Annotated in this window: 1 protein-coding gene; it reads right to left on the minus strand. The window is 68.0% G+C overall.

The genetic code is table 11. The annotated features are described in order from the left end of the window. Positions 1-184, minus strand: a 184-nt coding sequence (locus F0L46_RS25430) for a GTP-binding protein (protein WP_240540163.1), incomplete at its 3' end; no start/stop codon positions are given. Positions 185-341 lie beyond the last annotated feature (157 nt).

Raw genomic sequence — 341 nt, forward strand, 5'->3', positions numbered from 1 at the left:
GGGCCTTGATGGTGATGCCGCGCTCGCGCTCGATGTCCACCGAGTCGAGCACCTGCTCCGTCATCTCGCGCTCCGCCAGCGCGCCGGTGGTCTGGACCAGCCGGTCGGCAAGGGTCGACGTGCCGTGGTCGATATGGGCCACGATGGAAAAATTGCGGATCTTGTCGATCGAGGGGGCGGACATGGGGATTTCGGGTTGGCGCGGGCCATCGGCCCGGCGCGAGGCAGGCGGTCTCTAGGGCCGAGATAGCAACTGAGGGCCGATACGCCAAGCGTGACGGATCAACTCGGGGCCGATGGGGTCGGGTTCGGAGCGCCTTCGGCGCAGCTCCTTGCGCCGG

Source organism: Salinarimonas soli (genome assembly GCF_008386575.1).
GTDB lineage: Bacteria > Pseudomonadota > Alphaproteobacteria > Rhizobiales > Beijerinckiaceae > Salinarimonas_A > Salinarimonas_A soli.